Here is a 3562-nt window from a genome sequence, read left to right on the forward strand (position 1 = left end):
CTTCATCTGAAACCATTGGGAGGTTTTGTGATGTAAACCATTTGTTTCCTAAATGTTCAACGGTAACAATTGGAGTTCCCTTATTTACATAATTATCCTTATGTAGTTGACTTCCGAATGGACCAGTTTGAACATCAGCGACATCCCCCAATCTAACTTCTTTCCACTCCATCCTACTACCTCCCCAATTTCTTTTTTAAATAACTTTTTCGCCCATAATACTTCCTTTCGGCAAGTCCCATCGGGAAAATCGAGTTTTCTTCCATAGCATCCAGTTCGTCCTTCATGTCCTGCAGATGATCCTTCTTCTGCTTGCAGTAAATCACAACAGCAACCACGATAGCAACCACGGAAGCCACTACCGCCAACAGCGAGAACAATCCCGATAATTCGTTTAAGCACTCCATACGCTTACACCTCCCATCCAATTTTCTTCAACTGCAATCTTATCTCCTCTTCCTGCTTCTTGCTTTCCTCAAAGAGAGTTTTCAGCTCTCCGGTAAGATTCGCCATCTTCTCCACAAATGGCACTCCGTCGCCCTCGTCTTCGGCGATGCCTACGTATCGACCAGGAGTAAGGATGTAGTCTTGCTCTGCTATTTGCTCGGTGGTGCAAACGGCACAGAAGCCCTTTTCATCCTCAAGCGTTCCCTGTTGGAAGTTGTGGAAGGTGTCAGTAATCTTCTTGATATCCGTATCAGGCATCAGCTCGCGCAGCTTGCGAGTCACCATGGAGCCTAAGTTGCGGGCATCGATAAACACGGTTTTGCCCTTTTGTGGTTTGTTGCGATTGATAAACCAAAGGCTGACAGGAATACCTGTGCTATAGAATAGCTGCGAAGGCAAAGCCACGATTCCCTCTACCAAGTCGGCTTCGATGATGGCTTGGCGAATCTGGTCCTCACCACCGCTCTGACTCGAAAGGGCACCGTTGGCAAGCACAAGGCCAATCTTGCCATTAGGCGAAAGATGATGAATCATGTGCTGCATCCACGCAAAGTTGGCGTTGCCAGCTGGTGGCAAACCATACTGCCAGCGCACGTCCTCCTGCAGGGCGCTCTGTCCCCAGTCGCTGCTATTGAAAGGAGGGTTGGCAAGAATGAAATCTGCTTTCAGCGTTGGGTGTTGGTCATCAAAGAACGAGTCGGCAAACACATTGCCCAAGTTGGCATCCAAGCCACGGATGGCAAGGTTCATGTGCGCCATCTTCCATGTGTCGGGGTTCGATTCCTGTCCGTAGATGCTTATCTTGCGCAGGTTGCCCTGGTGGCGCTCTATGAATTTGGCGCTCTGCACAAACATACCACCGCTTCCGCAACAAGGGTCGTAGACTCTGCCCTCGTAGGGTTCGAGGATCTCAACCAATGTGCGAACGATGCACGAAGGGGTGTAGAACTCGCCGCCATTCTTGCCTTCCATCGAGGCAAACTGGCGCAGACAGTATTCGTAGGTACGACCCAAGAGGTCTTTCTCGTCGCCAGCGTTGTGCATTTCTATGTTGGTGAACAGGTCTACCACATCGCCCAAACGGCGCTTGTCGAGCTCCGGACGGGCGAAGTTTTTAGGCAAGATGCCCTTCAGACGCTCGTTCTCGCGCTCTATGGCGGCCAGCGCGTCGTCTATCACCACGCCAACCTTAGGTGTGTGGGCGGCGGCGCTGATCTTGCTCCATCGGGCTTCTTGGGGCACAAAGAAGATGTTCTCGGCCGTGTACTCATCCTTGTCCTCAGGGTCGGCGTATTCGTCGCCCTGCAGCTCCTTAAACTTCTGCTCGAAGCGGTCGCTGATGTATTTCAGGAAGATGAGGCCCAGCACCACGCCCTCGTATTGCGACGCGCTGAGGTTGCCGCGCAGAATGTCGGCAGCCTTCCATATCTTCTCTTCAAAGCCAATGCTGATGGTATCTTGTTTCTTTGCCATAATGTTCTTGTTGATGCGTTTCTATAGATACTGCAAAGATACATTTTTTTATTCATTCCTCCAATATAATTTCAGAAAATGGATGGGGTTTTACACATCGCCATCCCCCATTGCACGCTTAACGTCACCGGGAACGCTTCCTTGCAGGCTCCTTCCCTCCCCCACGGCATAGCCCATTTGGGCACCCGGCTTGCTTATCTGGCGGGCGGAAAGTGTTACATTGTTACATGTTACATGTTACAATAAGCACCTTCCGTATGTCGGCACCCTCTTTCGGAAGTCTGAATTTGGGGATGGTAAAAATTATATAGTATATATATTATATATATAATATATATACTATATAATTTCTTAAAGCCCATCCTGCGCAACATGGAACCACCTTATTGTAACATGTAACATGTAACATTGTAACAAAACTCACGCTTACACCTTGGCGCCAACGGCGCAATCTGTGTGGAAAACAAGAAGCACCCGAACGGCATCTGCATCGACGCAATCTGCGGAAACAAGAAACACCCGAACGGCATCTGTGCAAATCTGCGCAATCTGTGGGAAAACAAGAAACACCCCGAACGGCATCTGTGCAAATCTGCGCAATCTGCGGGAAAACAAGAAGCACCCGAACGGCATCTGCGGCATCTGCCGCGCCTGGGCGCGATCTGTGGGATTAGCCCTCCCCGAACGGCATCTGTGCAAATCTGCGCAATCTGCGGGAAAACAAGAAACACCCGAACGGCTTCGCGCGCGCCACACCTGAACATATATAAATAAAGCAACTTGCAGAAACGAAAACATAGAAAATATGACGTTAACTACTATTAACACATAACCCCTCGGATTTTAACAGAAGGTAACACGCTGCAGCACACCCAAATTTGGTGCTTGCCAATAATTGCCGTACCTTTGCATCGCAAGCAGAACCCCAAGCACCACCGTCAAGCACAGGTCAACGACCGTCGCCCCTCACCCACCGTCAACCGCTTCATAGACAAGCGGATCAACATACCAACCACACACCCAACCCACCAACACCACAGCCCTATGAGCCCACCACACACCGCCACCCATCGCCACCCGCATGACACCAGCGCCCACCGTTCGCCACCTCTCGCCTCGCCTCGAATAAGACAAGCACACGTTAACGGGCATTAACGGGAACGCGAAACCACACGTCGCACAGGCACCGAGCCGAGAACGCCCAACAAACCCAATTTTCAGGACACAACCCATCAGACGACAGAGTCTCCCCGAGCCTCGCGTATGTCTACGACAAATCTCGAGAGATTACAAACACCTCTGGTGTTTTTGGAGACGAACACAAGACTCGTGAGATTGCAAACACCTCTGGTGTTTAGGAGACGAACACGAATCTCGCGAATCTACCGAATGACAATCAGCACAAATACCCGTTGGTCGGTCGTCATTACCTCCCGTTGGTCGGTGGGGCTACGCCGGGTCTCGTGAGATTCCAAACGCCAGAGGCGTTTCGTGTATCTGCATTCGAGAGTGAGATTCGTGTTCTAAAAAAGTGGAGCTTCGCATGTCATTCGTGCGATAACAAACGCCAGAGGCGTTTCTCTCAGCCGTCATTCGTAAGATTCGCTTTCTATGTTAAAATCCAAATATTTTGACCATTATT

3 protein-coding genes are annotated in these 3562 nt (G+C 50.1%); 1 reads left to right on the forward strand and 2 read right to left on the reverse strand.

The genetic code is table 11. The features are described 5' to 3' along the window. Positions 1-176: 176 nt before the first annotated feature. Together WKK33_RS00090 and WKK33_RS00095 are read right to left on the reverse strand one after the other, a co-directional pair. Positions 177-407 (reverse strand): hypothetical protein, encoded by a 231-nt coding sequence (locus WKK33_RS00090; protein WP_337931955.1) that lies wholly within the window; start codon positions 405-407, stop codon positions 177-179. A 4-nt stretch (positions 408-411) separates the two neighbouring features. Further along, positions 412-1920, reverse strand: coding sequence for a class I SAM-dependent DNA methyltransferase (locus tag WKK33_RS00095; protein WP_337931956.1), 1509 nt, complete (start codon positions 1918-1920; stop codon positions 412-414). Positions 1921-2376: 456 nt separating this feature from the next. On the opposite strand from WKK33_RS00095, the gene WKK33_RS00100 reads away from it, so the two are divergent. After that, a complete protein-coding gene (locus tag WKK33_RS00100; RefSeq protein WP_337931957.1) occupies positions 2377-2694 on the forward strand; it encodes a hypothetical protein in 318 nt (105 codons plus the stop codon). Positions 2695-3562 lie beyond the last annotated feature (868 nt).

Origin of the sequence: Hallella sp., assembly GCF_037460745.1 — a bacterium.
GTDB classification, from domain to species: Bacteria; Bacteroidota; Bacteroidia; order Bacteroidales; family Bacteroidaceae; genus Prevotella; species Prevotella faecis.

Excerpts from the sequence above, each read along its gene's own strand:
- WKK33_RS00090 (WP_337931955.1), bottom strand. The coding sequence starts at position 407 with ATGGAGTGCTTAAACGAATTATCGGGATTGTTCTCGCTGTTGGCGGTA.
- WKK33_RS00095 (WP_337931956.1), bottom strand. The coding sequence starts at position 1,920 with ATGGCAAAGAAACAAGATACCATCAGCATTGGCTTTGAAGAGAAGATA.